The sequence below is a fragment of the Arcicella rigui genome (assembly GCF_034929435.1).
GTDB classification, from domain to species: domain Bacteria; phylum Bacteroidota; class Bacteroidia; order Cytophagales; family Spirosomataceae; genus Arcicella; species Arcicella rigui.
Map to the genome: position 1 here is coordinate 1 of NZ_JAYFUM010000015.1, position 16,065 is coordinate 16,065.

12 protein-coding genes are annotated in these 16,065 nt (G+C 35.0%); 1 reads left to right on the forward strand and 11 read right to left on the reverse strand.

Going from position 1 to position 16,065, the window contains the following annotated elements:
- Positions 1–122: 122 nt before the first annotated feature.
- From VB248_RS13085 to VB248_RS13135, 11 genes are all read right to left on the reverse strand, one after another.
- A complete protein-coding gene (locus VB248_RS13085) occupies positions 123–416 on the reverse strand; it encodes a hypothetical protein (RefSeq protein WP_323297237.1) in 294 nt (97 codons plus the stop codon).
- 343 nt (positions 417–759) lie between these two features.
- Positions 760–1,956 carry an astroprincin family protein gene (locus tag VB248_RS13090; protein WP_323297238.1) on the reverse strand — a complete coding sequence of 399 codons (1,197 nt, stop codon included), beginning with the start codon at positions 1,954–1,956 and terminating at the stop codon, positions 760–762.
- Positions 1,957–2,445: 489 nt separating this feature from the next.
- Complete coding sequence (locus VB248_RS13095) at positions 2,446–3,162, reverse strand: hypothetical protein (protein ID WP_323297239.1); 717 nt, start codon at positions 3,160–3,162, stop codon at positions 2,446–2,448.
- A gap of 562 nt (positions 3,163–3,724) precedes the next feature.
- A complete protein-coding gene (locus VB248_RS13100; RefSeq protein ID WP_323297240.1) occupies positions 3,725–5,407 on the reverse strand; it encodes an astroprincin family protein in 1,683 nt (560 codons plus the stop codon).
- A 33-nt stretch (positions 5,408–5,440) separates the two neighbouring features.
- The gene (locus VB248_RS13105; protein ID WP_323297241.1) at positions 5,441–6,043 is read right to left on the reverse strand and encodes a hypothetical protein; all 603 of its coding nucleotides are present in this window, start codon (positions 6,041–6,043) and stop codon (positions 5,441–5,443) included.
- A gap of 238 nt (positions 6,044–6,281) precedes the next feature.
- Positions 6,282–8,399 carry a bi-domain-containing oxidoreductase gene (locus tag VB248_RS13110; protein ID WP_323297242.1) on the reverse strand — a complete coding sequence of 706 codons (2,118 nt, stop codon included), beginning with the start codon at positions 8,397–8,399 and terminating at the stop codon, positions 6,282–6,284.
- A 431-nt stretch (positions 8,400–8,830) separates the two neighbouring features.
- Positions 8,831–9,934, reverse strand: a complete 1,104-nt coding sequence (gene wecB / locus VB248_RS13115; RefSeq protein ID WP_323297243.1) for a non-hydrolyzing UDP-N-acetylglucosamine 2-epimerase — start codon at positions 9,932–9,934, stop codon at positions 8,831–8,833.
- Between the two features lie 274 nt (positions 9,935–10,208).
- Positions 10,209–11,321 (reverse strand): glycosyltransferase family 4 protein, encoded by a 1,113-nt coding sequence (locus VB248_RS13120; RefSeq protein ID WP_323297244.1) that lies wholly within the window; start codon positions 11,319–11,321, stop codon positions 10,209–10,211.
- Positions 11,318–12,451 carry a glycosyltransferase family 4 protein gene (locus VB248_RS13125; RefSeq protein ID WP_323297245.1) on the reverse strand — a complete coding sequence of 378 codons (1,134 nt, stop codon included), beginning with the start codon at positions 12,449–12,451 and terminating at the stop codon, positions 11,318–11,320. The genes VB248_RS13120 and VB248_RS13125 overlap by 4 nt, the downstream gene beginning before the upstream one ends.
- Positions 12,396–13,742 (reverse strand): O-antigen polymerase, encoded by a 1,347-nt coding sequence (locus VB248_RS13130; RefSeq protein ID WP_323297246.1) that lies wholly within the window; start codon positions 13,740–13,742, stop codon positions 12,396–12,398. Before VB248_RS13130 ends, VB248_RS13125 begins: the two co-directional genes overlap by 56 nt.
- A 130-nt stretch (positions 13,743–13,872) precedes the next feature.
- Positions 13,873–15,138, reverse strand: coding sequence for a lipopolysaccharide biosynthesis protein (locus VB248_RS13135; RefSeq protein ID WP_323297247.1), 1,266 nt, complete (start codon positions 15,136–15,138; stop codon positions 13,873–13,875).
- Between the two features lie 362 nt (positions 15,139–15,500).
- Between VB248_RS13135 and VB248_RS13140 the strand changes: the two genes are divergently transcribed.
- Positions 15,501–15,938, forward strand: coding sequence for an FKBP-type peptidyl-prolyl cis-trans isomerase (locus VB248_RS13140; RefSeq protein ID WP_323297248.1), 438 nt, complete (start codon positions 15,501–15,503; stop codon positions 15,936–15,938).
- Positions 15,939–16,065: the final 127 nt, after the last annotated feature.

Below are 16,065 nucleotides of genomic sequence, written 5' to 3' on the forward strand. Positions count from 1 at the left end.
TTTTCTAGCAGAAACAAAATACAGAAAAACCCCGAAAATTGCCAGTATTGACACTTTTTCGGGGTTGTTTTATTTATAATATATTGATAATTAAATATTTACAACATTTAAGGGAAGCCTACTTATTTACAATTTGGCGTAAATGTTCCTGTTATATTCAGTGAATTGGTAGCTGCAACATACACCGCACTACCCGTTATACCCGTACCTGCTGGTAAAGTAAAGTTATTCTTACTCATAGTAAATACTCCAGACGAGTACCATTTATTTCCAATCCAAGAGTAAAGAATGTATTGATGTCCATTCCACATTTGTAAGTTAATAGCACCATTAACAAGTGTTACTTTAGAGCCATAACTATAAATGATTCTACCGTTTACAAGGTAAATAAAAGTCCAGCCATATTTTCCAGCCATTGCATTGGTTTGGTCATAAATATAAAACCAGCCCGTAGGTAAAATTTTAGCATTTTTATTGGCACATTTTCCAGAAATATCAACATTGATATTAATGATTTCAGGTACAACGGGTGCACCAAATGAAATATCAATAGCCGCAAAAATATAGAATAGGGGTTGAAAAATCTATATCCCTCAATATTACTAAGTAATCCTTTGAGAAGATTCAATACATTACTTAGTAGCATAATTGTAAGTTATGCACATTTCATTAGGCAAAAAGAAGAATATGAAGTCGTAGGTATTGTAGAAGTAATTCTTAAATACCTACGACTTGTTTTATGATGTTATTTAAGTTTTATCACTTACAGCTATTAGTTACATAAGTTGCAACTAATTTAACTCTCTTGGTTGATGTATTATAGTTTGTTGTTCCTGTCAAACCAGTGCCTCCTGAGGTAACAAGCGTAGAAGATGTTTTGCCAAAAGTTGCTCTTCCCGAATAGTATTTACCTGCGACCCATGCAGAGACGACGTACTCTTTACCTTCTTTAACAGTGACAGTCGCCTTGCCATTGTACATATAAACACCAGTATATCTACTATACCAAGCTGCGGTCGGGTCTAATAATGTTACCCACGCTGAGGGCTTAATGTTTACTTGTTTATTAGTACACTTAGCTGTAAAATCTACATCGACAGTTATTGGAGTAGGCGGAGCTGGTAAGTTTAACGTGATGGGAACAGTTTCGACAGTACAAGGATTAAAAACAGAAGTCTGACCAACTACTGGAGCGGGAGATTTACTCATATCGAACACCTTTACTTGCATACTGGTACGACGAGGGTTTCTAATATAAGTAATTGCTCCGTTGGTCACATCAAACTCGCCGCCATTCAATATTTGCCCACCAGCATATAAGTATCCATGATAACCACTTTGGTATGATGTTACATTAGAAGATGTTTTAACAAATGTATAATATTTCCCACATTTTGGGCCTAATTCATAGAAATAATCTAAATTCCAATAAGATAAGTGACTTGCTGTAAAAGTAGCAATTAATTTACCAGAAGCATCTTTTGTGACTTTTGCTTCTCCTTCTCTTGTCCATTCACCTGTTGAGTTTTCATAACTCCATGTCGGAATTGTATCTCCCTCTTTGAGTTTTTCATTCGTGTCAGGATTAGTAAAATCATCACTAATGCCAACTTTCACTTCAATGGGCTTCGTGAAACTTTTTACTTCTTTTCCGCCAGCCTGCATATCAATAGCTACAAAACCTGCTGTGACGAATGAACCTGCTGTATTTGTACCATTTATATTCACATTTTGTGGTGTAAATCCACCTGGAAAGGAAAGAAGAGATTCTAATTGTGCTGACCCAAAGTGAACGACTTGAGTACTAACGCTTGTTGTATTGATTACATTTCCTGAGGCATCTTTTACTTGAGTTCCTGAGGCAATTGTTATGGTTGCTGCTTCAGCTTTTCCATTACCAACTGGTGCTTGTATCGTTCCTCCGGATAATGGAATGTTTTGGGATATAGTAGTCACACCTGAAGGGGGAGTTGTTATACTAACTAATGGGACAATATATTTCTGAGGCGTTTCGTCAATAATAGTAATTGTTTTACTTGTTGAGAGATAATTGTTGCCAGATACAGAAATCGTGAAAACTACGGGTTTGTCTTCAGTAGGATTTGCTGTTTTATCTAAAACTAACGTAAGTATATCATCACTTACGTTAAAATCTTTGCCTCCAAGGTCATCGAGTACTAAATCTTTACCTGGACCGCTAATTTTAACAGTCAATCCAGATGGTATTTTTGTGGATTGTGAACTACCATCAACAAACTGAATTAATACCGGAGATTTGTAAATATCTGTACTTACCGTCAATTCAACACCATCTATTGGGTTGATTTTTGAACAAGCAAAGACCAGAGATAGTCCTATACAAACACATAGTACCGGACGTAGGAGAGATAAAAGTTTTGCTTTCATGTTTTTTAAATAATAAAGTTTGAGAAATAATTATAGAGTTTAATTTAACCTAAATACTACTCTTAGATTTAGGATTGGCCAATATTGCCAATCCTTCATATTTTCTTGCACTTTAGCTTGCTGTTCGCTCATGCTACTTAATCTTTTTTCACCTGTTAAATTAACTACAGGAGATTGAGTATAATATGTGCCAACTTCAAAACCAAAACCAACTCTACTTTTAGGAATTGCTCGACCAAAACCTATTCCAGCAAATGGGGCAATAGATTTTCCATAATCTACTTTAAAACTGACATTTCCAATTTCATCTGGAGAAAAAACGGTACTACCAAAAGTGTAAGTGCCTGTTGGCGTTAAAATTACAGATAAGTCTCCTTTGTCAATGTAGGATACTCCTCCAAAAACCTTAAAGCTACTTTTTTTGAAAGGTAAGTACTCAACAGAAAGCCCTAGGATAGACATATTAATGTCTCCACTCAGTTTTACATCTTCGCCAGAAGCTTTTAATGTTGTATTAGGACTATATTTAAAATAGCTGTAACCTAATCTAATAGCCAATTGAGGACTCAGACCATAAGCAAGAGTAACTCCAGGGGTTGTTCCTAAGTTAACTCCAAGCCCAAATTTGCGAGATGATTTAGGATTAATGCTATTAACAACTGATGTTGTATCTTGACCAAGAGTTAGAGTTACCCCAAAGTAGCAGATCAAACAAGTACAAAGAAAAAAAAATCGGGTAAAAGTCTTTTGTTTCATAGATTGGCTCTTTTAATACGTTTATATAAATTTATTGAATATCTTGCCAATTTTAATGTATGAAGTATAATTTAAGAGTGAAAATTTATTATACGGTAAAAAATATAATTTTTAAAATATTTTTTTGGCTTTATTTATTGTTGAAATATATTATACAGATTCAATAGTATCAACTATTATAAATTTATTTCTATGATTAATTTATCATTCTGCTTTTCTTAAATCGAAATATTAAGACTATTAAGGACTGATTTACGATATTTCTTTATAAAAATCATTGATATTTTTTGTAAAGAAGTATACTCATTATGTTATTGAGTGACTCTTATCTCTATTTTGGAAAGGATACATTATTGATTATATCTTTTGAAATGGATTAGTTTTAAAATAGAAGTAATCATCGGTCATGCCTTGATTTGCGACGCCTTTTATTGGGGTTTAGAAAATACTGTGCAGTTGTACTTTGAGGAGACGAAGGGAGGGTTGGTTTTTAGAGTAAAGGGCGGTCAAAATTAATTTTGACCGCCCTTTACTCTAAAAACACTGTTCAAGTAAATAAAGTTTACTTGCAATCATTAGTTGTATAACTTGCAACCACTTGAACTCTGCCAGTAGATGCGTTATATGATGTAGTTCCAGTAATACCTGTTCCAGTAGAAGTAACGATTTTTGAACCTGTTTTATTAAATGTTACTTTTCCTGAGTAGTATTTGCCACCATAATATGCACCAAAAGTATATTCTCTACCTTCATAAACAACAATTGTAGCTTTTCCACTTCTCATGTATCCATATATATAACGCCCATAATATGTACTACCACTTGGATCGTATAGACCTACCCAAGCAGACGGTTTAATATTAACGTTCTTATTTTGACATTTTGCAGTAAAATCAACATCTACTAAAATAGGAGTTGGTGGTGTTGGGGCGGTAATCGTAATTGGAATTTGACTGTTTGCACAAGGATTAAATATACCTGTTGTTCCAATTTTAGCATTATTGCTACGTGAATATACATCAATTTGGACACGAGAGCCATTTGGAGTAAACAAGCCTGTGTACTCATTCAAATCGCCATTTTTAGCATTAAAACCGTAAGTTTGATAAACGTATCGGAAGTTATTAGAATTTGCAGGAGCCCAATAAACTTTGGCATAATAATTCCGAGAAACTACATTTGTAAGTAGATTTGAAGTAACTTTTAAGATAAAGGTTCGTCTGCATCTTGGAAGATAATAAAACCAGTCAATGTTCCAGTAAGATAAGTGTGATGCCTTAAATGTTGCTGTTAATTTACCATCACTCCCTTTTACAACTGTCGCTATGCCTTCCTCTTTCCATTCACCCGTAGAGCTTTCAAAACTCCAAGTAGGAATCTTATCCCCCTCTTTTACTTTTTGGTCAGTTTCAGGATTAACTAATTCAGAGTTAATGCCTACATTTACATCAATTGGTTTTGTGAAACTCTTAACTTTTTTTCCTCCCGCATCCATATCAATCGCAACAAAACCTGCGGAAACAAATGTTCCTGGAGTAGATACACCTGATTGCAAAGTAACATTTTCTGGTGTGAAACTTCCAGGGAAACTGTTTAACGATTCTTCACTGCCAGTACCATATTGAACAATTTGTGTATTAACAGTATTTGAAGGAATCACATTGCCTGATTCATCTTTTACTTGTGTACCTGGTGCAATAGTAACAGTGGCTACTTCAGCTTTATTAGTCGTTGCAGGAACTGTTAATGTTTGTCCGGTTGTTAGTGAAAGAGTTTCCTTTTTAGCTGCAGTACCTTCTGGTGTTGCTGCTACTTTTGTCAAAGGAACTGTAAATTCAAGAGTCTGTGTAGGATCTGATATAGTAATTGTTTGGCTCGTAGAAACGAACCCTGGAGCAGTTACAGAAACCGTAAATTTAATAGGATTTGTTTCTGTTGGCTTTGCATCTTTGTCTAAGACTAAAGAAAGGACATTCCCCGCAACGGTATAATTCTTACCTCCTAAATCATCAAAAATTAAATTTTTACCGGGACCAGAAATAGACACTGAAATATTTTCAGGCAATATGGTTGCATTAACGTTTGCATCAAGAAAATTAATTAATATCGGAGCTTGATAAATATCGGTATTCACAGTCAAATCAACATCATCTAAAGGGTTTATTTTTTGACAAGCAAGTACCAATGAGAGTCCTAATACTAAAAATAGTATAGGACGAAAGATAGATATGAGTTTAGTTTTCATGTTCTAAAGAATTATATGTTGATAATAATTTACTTAGTCTAATCTAAATGACAGTCTTAAATTCATTATTGGCCAATACTGCCAATCTTTCATATTTTCCTGTACTTTAGATTGTTGCTCACTCATGCTACTCAATCTTTTTTCACCTGTCAAAGTAACAACTGGAGCTTGGGTATAATAAGTACCCACTTCAAAACCAAATCCGATTCTACTTTTTGGAATAGTTCGTCCGAAACCAATTCCAGCAAAGGGTGCTATTTTTTGCCCGTAGTCCACTGAAAATTTAACATTTCCAATTTCATCTGGGGTAAAAGTAGTGTTGCCAAAAGTATAGGTTCCTTTTGGAGTTACAACAACTGATAAATTACCTTTGTCGATGTATGATGCTCCCCCAAATATTTTAAAACTACTTTTCTTGAAGGGAAAGAACTCTGCAGAAAGCCCCAGTATTGACATATTAATATCACCACCCAATTGAACATCTTCGCCAGAAGCTTTTAATGTTGTATTAGGGTTATATTTAAAATAACTGTAACCTAATCTAATAGCCAATTGAGGACTAAGAGCATAAGCAAGCGTAACGCCTGGGGTTGTCCCCAAGTTTAAAGCAAGACCTAATTTATGTGATGATTTCATTTTGGACGTTTTAACCGAAGTTGAATCTTGCCCAAATGTTACCCCTGTACAACTAAGCAAAAACACACAGAAAAGGAAAGAAGATAGAGTATTTTTTCGTTTCATGGCTTATTTTTTTAAGTATTAATGACTAATTGTAAATGTATAAAATAAATTGATATAATATAAATTATATTTATTCTTTTAATTGTACATTTAGTAAACGGTCATAAAGTGTTGAAAAAGAGCTATGAAAGCATTAAATTTTTATTTTTTTTTCTATATTTAGCGAAAGAATCGAGGCTAAACTCGCCTTGGAAGTATTAATAATCTCTTCAAATAGAATGATTGCCTCTCCCCCATTTTGTAGCCTTTCCAGCCAAAGTTTAAACTGCTGAAAATGTCCTTTGTCTTGGCTTTGTGAAAAGCCAGAATTTTTAAAACCATAGTAAGTTGATTTCCTGAAATTATCCACAATAATCGTTCGTCCTTGTGAATAAATCTCTATACGTTCTTTTGAATAACTTTTATGTCCATTTGAAAAGTAATTGATTACGCCTGTCGAACCATTTTGATATTTCAATAAAATAGTAGCATTATCAGTATTCAAACTGGGCGACTGTTCCATGGCATTCATCACCACACTTTCTACCAAACTACCTGTTAGAAAGGTGATTAAATCAATTAAATGACAAGCCTCTCCAATAATTCTTCCACCGCCAATGCTCATATCTTGTGTCCAATGCGAACTTGGAATAAAACCAGCATTCATGGTAGCAATTACATTCATCGGTAGATTATTGCTGCCCAATTGCTTTTTAGCATCTTGCATAAAAGGTGAAAACCTTCGATTAAAACCAACAGTCAATGTTTTGCCAGATTGCTGATATACTTCAATGATTTCGTCAATTTCTTCTTGAGTCAATGCCAAAGGCTTTTCTACAAAAACGTGTTTCCCTGCTTTCAAAGCCTCAATACAAAGCTTTGCATGGGTATTATGTTGTGTGGTGATAATAACTGCTGATATTTCAGGGTCATTAAAAATAATTTCATTGTTACTTGTAGCTTTCGTAATGCCAAATTGTTGGGTAACAATGCTTGCCGATAAACCATTGGAAGAAGAAATGTACTTAATTTTCGCCTTTAGTTTTTTTAAATTGGGTAATACAGTACTTTTTGTAAAATTACCAGCCCCAATAATGGCTAAAATATCATTACTTTTTTCAAAAGTATTATTCTGAAACTGAATAGTGTCTTGAAGTGAAAAACTCTTTTCAGAATACTCCAAAATTGACGCAATTGCATTGCTTTTACCCATATTGGAATAAATTTCTTGAAAATTTTCAAAAGCTACTTTTTGCGTAATCAAGGAATCTACTTGTAGTTTTTTCTTGGCAATGGCATTTAAAATAGCTTCAAAATTGCGTTTTGCTGTCCAACGCACAAAGCCAATCGGGTAATCTTGTCCATTTTGCTCATAATTTGTCTCATAGCGACCAGCTCCATACGAACACGAAACTTGAAAATTCAATTCTTTTTCATAAAAATCTGCTCGCTGAATATCCAAACCAATTACTCCCACCAATACAATCCTTCCTCTTTTTCGGCTCATTTGGGCAGCTTGGGCAATAACTTCATTAGATTTTGTGGAGGCTGTAATGATTACGGCATCTACGCCAATTTGTTTTGTTAGGGTTTTAGCAATCTGCAAACTATCGTCTTTTTCCCTTACTTGGAAAGCTTTTATGCCTTTTGAAATGGCTAAATCGACTTTACTTTGTTCAAAGTCAAAGGCAATAACCTCACAACCATTGGCTAATAATAATTCTACCGTTAGTTGACCGATTAAACCTAAGCCAATTACTACAACGGTTTCTCCAAAAGTTGGGTTGACTAAACGAATACTTTGCAAAGCAATCGCCCCAACGACGGTAAAAGTGGCTTCCTCATCAGAAACTTCGTCTGGAATTAAGGCGACCAAATTTTTAGGTACACAGACTACTTCTGCATGATTTCCATTGGAAACGACTCTATCGCCAATTTTAAATTCGCTTACTTCCGCTCCAATGGCAATTACCTCGCCCACATTGCAATAGCCCAAAGGAATGGGTTCATTCAATTTTCGTCTGACGGCATCAAAAGTTGGTTTGAAACCATCCGTTTTAATTTTTGCTAAAACCTGCTTTACTTTTTCGGGTTGTTGTTGGGCTTTTGAAAGAAGATTTGATTTCCCGAATTGGACTAACATTTTCTCTGTTCCCAGCGAGACTAAAGAACGATGAGTTTTGATGAGTACACAACCTTTACGGACTTGCGGAACTGGAGTTTCAACCAAAGTAGTCTCTCCAGTTTGTAGATGCTGGATGATTTGTTTCATGGATGCAGGAATTGTTAATGGTGAGTTAATGAATTGTGAATGAGTGATTTATTTAATTAAAAATAAATAAATTATGTGAAATGACGATACATTAAATTAATAAACCTTATACATTTTAGTAATTAGAACATATTTAAGAATCTAATTAATGCAATATAGAAATTCGGTAGCGGTAACCTTTACGGTTACCGTTTAGCTCATATAAAAAGAGATAACAGCAAATGCCAAGTAAAAAGTAATTATTCTCGGCGAACCAAAAGCTTACCGTTTATCTCACATAAAAAAAACGGTAACCGCAAGGATTACCGCTACTGATTACATTCTGTATAAAGGATATTATAAAAGACAGTTTATGTGGTCACAATTCACTTTTTTACCCGCCCCTTTTTACCGAAAGCCGACGACTGAAACCCGAAATCCAACATCCAAACCTATTTATCTAACTTTTCAATCAAAATATCCGCAATTCGTTCAGAAGTATGTCCGTCCCAAAGGGGTGGAATTTGTCCTTTTTTTGTTTTTCCTGCTAAAATTTCTAATAATTTTTCATGAACCGTCACAGGATTTAAGTCAGCCAATAACTGATTTGTACCAATTTCAACCGTAATAGGTCTTTCCGTAGAATCTCTGAAAGTCAAGCAAGGAATTTGCAAGAAAGTAGTTTCTTCTTGAATTCCTCCCGAATCAGTAATGATAATCGACGCATTTTGCATCAATTGCAAAAATTCTAAATAGCCTTGCGGTTCAGTCAAAATCAAACCTTCAATCGCTTCTAATTTTTCAGATAAACCAAACTTCTTAAAGTTATTCGCCGTGCGTGGGTGGATTGGCAACACAACTTTTTTATAGCGAGTAGTGTCGGCAATGATGTTCAAAATTGCTTCCAAACCTTCTGGCGTATCCACATTGGCAGGACGGTGCATCGTCACGACGGCGTACTCATCTTTTTGTAAGCCAAAATCTTCTAAAACGCTGGTTTCACGAGCTTTTTCTAAATAATGCACCAAAGAATCAATCATCACATTACCCACAAAAAACACTTTTTCGTCTGGTACGCCTTCATGTTTCAGGTTATCCACGCCCGACTGTTCGGTAATAAATAAGTACTCTGCAACGCTGTCTGTTAAAATTCTGTTTAATTCTTCTGGCATCGCACGGTCGCCACTTCGTAAGCCTGCTTCTACGTGAGCCACAGGAATATGCGATTTTATCGCCACCAAAGTACAAGCCAAAGTTGCGTTTACGTCGCCAACTACCAATACCAAATCAGGTTTTTCTTCCAACAAAACTTTCTCAAATTCAAGCATCGTCTTCGCCGTCACTTCCGTATGCGAACCACCGCCAACACCTAAAAAGTAATGTGGTTTGGGCATTTGCAATTGCTCAAAAAAGACATCGCTCATTTTTGCATCAAAATGCTGACCAGTATGTACAATTTTTGATTCAATTTCTGGACGTTGTTCAAAAGCACGGTGCAAAGGTGCTACTTTCATAAAATTCGGTCTTGCCCCGACGATGTTCAAGATTTTTATCATAATGATATTTTTGGAAGCGTTGAGCTTTGTTTTTGTTTAAATGTCAAAATTTGAAGGATTGAAAAATCAAAATTTCGCTCAAAACCTCACCCGTGCGACGGTCGCCCCAACCCCCTCTCCTTCAGAGAGGGGACTTTTAAACTCAAGATTTGCTCCCCTTCTCTGAAGGAGAATGGGTTGGGGCGACCGTCGCACGGGATGAGGTTTTAAGAATCTTTAAATCCAATACAAAGTTCAATCATTTTTCAGAACAGGCAAGGCAAATTTCAATTTTCTATACTTTTGCCATTTTTTGAAGAAAAGTAAAAGTTTCATCCGCACAGCGTTGCCAAGAATATTGCTGAGAATTTACAAAGGCTTTTTCTGCTTTTTCAAAACATTTTTCGGGAGAAGTAAGCATCATTTTCAAGCTTTCATAAATAGAATTAACCTCTAAAGGGTCAAAGTAAAAAGCTGCATCGCCCAAAATTTCGGGCATTGGCCCATAATCAGAAGAAGCAATCGACAAACCTGCTCGCATGGCTTCAACAAGAATATTCGGCATATTTTCACAAGTAGAAGCAAATACAAAAATGTCTGCTTGTTGGTAATAAGTAGCGATTTCCTCAAAATTGACTGCTCCGTGAACCCTGACAAAATCTTTTGAAGCTGGGAATTTTGCCAAAAAACGTTTCAATTTTTGCCAAGCAGGCGGATAAAAATCGCCAATCAAGTCAAGATTCACTAAAAAACCATCTTCTCTAAGTTTTACCACAGCTTCCACCACATTCCATTGATGTTTGTAAAGTGAAATTGTAGAAATGTATAAAAGTCGAATTGTAGCTTTTGGGTTAAGTAATTTAGGTTTTTGCAAAAATCTATCCGCAACGCCATGATAAATGACGGGAAAATCTGAAAAGTCTTTTCTCAAACGTTGACCAATATAGTGTTTGGCATACTCAGAAATAAAAATAATTCCCTTCGCCTGCTGAAATGACAGCGTTTGTAAAGCTGATAAAAACAAATAACGAAACCAATTGAAGTGAAAACGAAAGCGGTCACGTTCTTTTTTCTCGAAAACCAACATATTTTGTGACATCGAAACGTAAGCCATTTTTGTACTAAAAAAACTTCCACCGGGTGAAAAAAGTAAATCACAATGCTTTCGAGCGATATTCGGGAAAAAGAACATTCTTTGAAAAAAATGCAAAAATGGCTGTTGTGTTTGTGGAAAAATAGCCGTTTTCAACCAATCGAAATTGGGAAGTAAAGCTAAGGTTTCGACATTTCCCCAAACAATTACTTGCTCAAAACCATAACGCTGAGGTTGTGCGACTTTGAGTAATTCGCTGATGTGCGTAAGTCCACCACCTTTTTTGATATTCGTTAAGTCAATGCCTAAAATCATAGCCAAGTAGGTTTGGGTTTTTGTAGATGAGGATTTAAGTAAAAATCAATACATTGACCAAAATAGCTTGAAATTGATTTTGTACTAATTTTTTCGGCTGTTTTGCTTAATTTTTTAACTATTTCAGTTTTTGCTTTTTCTGATAAATTCATAAAATGCTGCAACTGACTAAGCAAAGAATGAAGATTTCCAGCTTGAAAAATAAAGCCATTTTGATAGTTTTTTATCAGGGAAGTAGCACCGCAAGCATCCGAAACCAAAACAGGCGTTTGGCATAAAATAGCTTCATTAACAACCATTCCCCAACCATCAAAATCAGAAGGAAGAATCAGTAAATCGGCTTGTTGAATGAATTTTGGTACTTCATCAGCAGGAATTGTCCCGAGTAATTTTACATAACTTTCAAGTTGATAGTGTTGAATTTGCTCAAGAATTGTAGCTTCAAGTCGCCCAGAACCAATAATTGTTAATGAAAAATTATCAAAATGCTGTTTCAAAGCAAAAATTGCATCAATCAACAAAGTGATTCCTTTGCGTTCAATCAGTTGCCCGACGAAAATCAATTCAATCGTATTCTTGTGGATTTTTTGCTTTTGACCAAGACTTAAATTTCTAAAATAGCCAAAAGGTAAAATTCGATTTTCATCAACGCCCAAATTTTTAAAGAAATCTTCCCCACTTTTTCCCACAGCCAAGCATCCTTTAGCATCTTGAAGGAGTTTTCGAGCGATAAAGTTGAAGCCATTTTGTATAAAAAATCGTTTTAAAACACTTCGCTTCTTATTCGGAATCGGAGCTTCGGAATAAATCAAATAATTCGCTTTCAACCATTTTAGCAAGAGCAAAGCCATAAAAAAGTACTTTTCTGCCCAAATTCCACCGAAAATATGCAAAGCATTTTTGTGTTGACAAATGAATTGAAAGATTTGGAAAATACTTTTTTCCGAAAGATAACAGTAAGAAAAATTCATGGAATTTTCGTTAAAATTCCAACCTTGCTGTACTCTTTCAACATTTATTTTATGAGCAAAAACTACGAATAATTCAAAATCAATAGAGATGTCATTCAAAAAATCATTTTGATGAAAACTCGGAATGTTCATCCAAAAGATAATTTTCGTTTTTTTCATAGAATACTTTCCCTTTCAAAACACTAAAAAGCCAAATTAAAAAACACGGAATATTATAAATCACGATAAAAGTAAAGACAGAAACCAAGCCATCTCGATAAACCTGCACTAAAACAGAAATCAATAAAAAGTACAAAAAAACAAAAGCTGAATCGGGCGGACTGCGTAGTACTTTGAAATAACAGCGAGCCGTAAACCGAGCAAAAAGAAAAGGAATCAGCATAATTCCTAAGTAACCAAAATTGGCATAAGCTTCGCCATAAATTGAACAAACTGCTCCCAGTTTACTAATGTCACGTTCTGGCACAGAAATATCCAGCGTCCACTGCATCAACGAAGGTTTTTCAGTCCAGAAATTTCTTGGAATCGGCGAAACTAAAATTGGAAAAAATGTTTTGCCATAATAATACGAACCCGCTTCATCCACAAGCGTCATAGACACCGCATACATATCCAAAAAAGCCAAATCTGCATTACTCCCATCGCCACTTACTTCTTGGTATTCCGTGAAAAAATCTGAAAAATCTTCCAGCGTCGCTCCTTCTTGCACCAATTTCCCGATGTACTTCAAAGGCAAAAAAAGTAAAAAACAAAAAATCCCGATAAGCCAATAGCGTTTGGGCATCCACTTTTGTTGATTGCGATACAAATACAACGAACCTAAAAAAATCAGCGGAACAATTACTCGATAACGATGATAGCCCTGCAAAGCCAAAATCAGGAGAAAAATCACGACAATTGCCAAGTAAATTTTCTTGAAACCATTTTTAAAAATCAAAGCCATCATACTCAGCACCACAAAATTTTGGGTATTCGACAAATACGAAGAGCGTTCCCAATCGCCAAAATCGTGTTCGGATTTACCAAGCATCGGAATATATTGCTGAGAAAAAATGCCCCAAATGCCCAAAGGAATCGTCACAAAAAGAATTATATTCAGTACTTTCCCATCAATCAAAATACTTTGTTCTGTTTGGATAAAATCGTCCTCATTTTTCTGTGCTTCCAAGAGCCAAGCTGTCGTCATTGCCAGAAAACCCATATCTGCCCAGAAAGCAGCACGACTAATTTCATGGTTTTGCGTACCCAGAAAATAAGTGCTATTACTCAAGAAAAGAGCTGCTCCATTATTAATGGCAAAAAGTCTAAGCGTAAAAATCAGAAAATGAAAAACCAAATAAATCGTAGCAGGATGATAAGCCGACAACTTGCCATAACGACACAAAAGCGAAGTACATAGCAAGAAAACCGACAGGTCGATGAGCAAAGAAATCAGCAGATTATCCCACATATTAGTTATTAGTAGATGGTGATTGGTGATTAGATTTTCAATTTTTATAGAATATTCAGATTGATATATAATTTAAGAGATGTTTCTTTTTGTTCGTAAGTAATTGATAATTAGATTTTTAAAATACTAATCACCAAAAAGTTTTTCTAAAAAAGTACAGCGATGATAAAAGAGTTAGGTTTTTGGAAAAACCAGTCAAAATAAAAGCCATGACGATTCCAGAAATGCCGAATTTGGGAATCAGTAAAATATTGGCAACAACTGAAACCAATGCTGTAATAAGATTCGGTACAAATAAAGCTTTGGCTTGTCCTAAAACATTCAATAAAAAACCGAGTAAATGCCCTAATTGAAAAATCATCCAAGCAAAACAAAGCCAGATAAAAAGCTCTTTTTGTTCCAAAAAAGCTTTGCCCAAGAGTAATTCCAGTAGAAAATCTTGTAATAAAAAAATAAAGAAAATTTCAACGGAACAGATAAGTAAATAGATTGAAAATAAAGATTTTACATTTTTGATAAATTCAGGTCTTTGAGATTTGTCTGCAACATTTTTGTATAAAAAAGGACTAAATTTCGCCATCAATAAACCCGAAACAATGCTAAATGGATGAATTGCAAGCTGAGAATAAGAACTGTACAAACCCGTTTCAGAAGTACTCAGAAAGCCATTCAGTAACCAGCGGTCGAGCCAAACTTGCACCCAAGCAAAAGTATTTACGAGCATCAGCCAACGAGAAAAACTATTAATTTCCGTCCAAGCAGGGTTTTCTTGCACATTATTTTCGGGAAGGATTGCTTGCTTGAAATTGTATTTTAGATAAAAAAGACTCAACAAAGTACTTATCGCCCAAGCTCCCCAAACAGCGTGCAGGCTTTTTGAAAAATGCACAAAGAAAATTAGCAAGGCGAGGCGAATACCAAAGTAAAGTGTAACGGCAATGGCGATTTGTTTTCGTTGTTGGAGTAAATGCAAGCGAGTTTTATAAAATTCATGCTGCGATTCAAGTATGGCAATCGGAATTAGCCAAAGGCTTAGGAATAAGTATTGAAATTGTTGAAGATAAATTGACCCAAAAATAAAGACAAAAACTGCCACTACGACCAAGCCATAAACCCTGAAAAATTGAGAATTTAAGTATAAAAAAATACGATTGAAACTTTGAAAACGAAAAGCGAAAGTACTGGTAGTTTGGGTAAACGAAGCAAAAAATATCATCGAAAAGAATTGTAGTGAAGCATTAAAAAGACTAACGATACCGTACTCTTGGGTAGAAAAAGTACTGGTGAGATACTTGATAATCATCGCATTTAGGCAAACTTGTGTAAAAGTGTATGCCAAAAGCCAAGCCGAATCAGCGTTAATTTTTTGTGGAAATATGTGTAGGCGTTTTTTCATGTTGTTTTCAAAAAGGCAAAGAATATTTCTTGTAAAAATATAAAAATTCAACTTTTATCCAAAGCTTTAAAAGACAATCAGTTAGAGAAAATTTACTTTAATCAATTTATTGAAAACGAATTGATTAAAGTAAAAAAGACAATGATGCGTTTTACACAAAACTTCAAAAACGTAAGGAGTCAACCTTAGTTTTGTCGGTATAGAAAAGTTTGAGTTTGTAGAAATTCAATAAAAAAATTGGCGTGTTGATAATTTGGAAAGTACTGTTGATTAAATTGAACCAAATAAGATTTAAAAAACGTTTCAGACAAATAAGATAAAGGCTTTAGCCAAGCATCATTTACATTAAAACAATCAATCAAATGAGTTTTTCAGAATCACGCATTACACAACTTCGTGAAATTTTAGCGAACGAAATTGCCAGAGGAGAAGCATTTTTAGCAGAAAATAAAAAAAGACCAGAAGTAATTGAAACACCAAGTGGTTTACAATACGAAGTGTTGGTACAAGGTGATGGTCCAAAACCAAGTGGCCCAAGAAGTAAAGTATTAACGCATTACCACGGAACAACTATCGACGGAAAAGTATTCGACAGTAGCGTTTTGCGTAATGAACCAATTAGTTTTGGATTGAACCAAGTAATCACAGGCTGGACAGAAGGTTTACAATTGATGCCGACTGGAAGTAAATATAAATTCTATTTACCTCATCATTTAGCTTATGGCGAGCGTGGTGCAGGCAGAGACATTCCGGGTGGAGCTACTTTGATTTTTGAAGTAGAATTATTGAAAACAAACTAAGACTTTGTAAGTACAAAGAAAAAGGGGTAACGAAAGTTGCCCTTTTTTTATGTCAGCTGGCTTTGCCTTTGTGTCGATACTTTGATATTGTTTGTAGAAATAAAATTGTAAGCTCAAACCTTATCAA